Origin of the sequence: Roseimaritima sediminicola (genome assembly GCF_009618275.1) — a bacterium.
Classification (GTDB): domain Bacteria; phylum Planctomycetota; class Planctomycetia; order Pirellulales; family Pirellulaceae; genus Roseimaritima; species Roseimaritima sediminicola.
On the sequence record NZ_WIAD01000168.1, the window covers coordinates 1 to 457 of the forward strand.

At 61.1% G+C, this 457-nt stretch carries 1 protein-coding gene; it reads right to left on the reverse strand.

Going from position 1 to position 457, the window contains the following annotated elements; translation table 11 throughout:
• The coding region (locus tag GE027_RS22710) for an IS66 family transposase (RefSeq protein WP_237607752.1) at positions 1 to 407 on the reverse strand (407 nt) is incomplete at its 3' end.
• Positions 408 to 457: the final 50 nt, after the last annotated feature.

The window sequence follows — 457 nt, forward strand, 5'->3', positions numbered from 1 at the left end:
CGGTACTCGCGGATCGATTCGGGGTGAGCTGCACGCCAAGCGTGAGGTGTTAACGTCGACCAGTCCGTCTCACCAGCCAAGACGCGCCGCAGGACGTCGTCCAAGTAGGCCCGAACATCGAGGTCGTTGCGGATCGCACTGCCGATGATCGTTAGCAAGTTCGCCGCGCGTTCGCCCGCGGCTACCGAACCTTTGAACAACCAGTTCTTGCGGCCCGTCGCCACCCGCTTCATCAGCTGTTCGCAGTCGTTGTTGTCGATCGGGATCGAGACGTCATCGATGTACCGGCACAGCGCCTCCCAGTGACGACGTACGTACGCCGCTGCCAAGCCGAGATTGCTCTTGGGAAGTACCGACGGTGACTGCATCGCTTCGCTGTCAAGATATGCGGCGATCTTGTCGAGCACGTGACGCGAGAGACTCTGTCGACGAGCAAGACGCTCCGCATCGTCGAGCT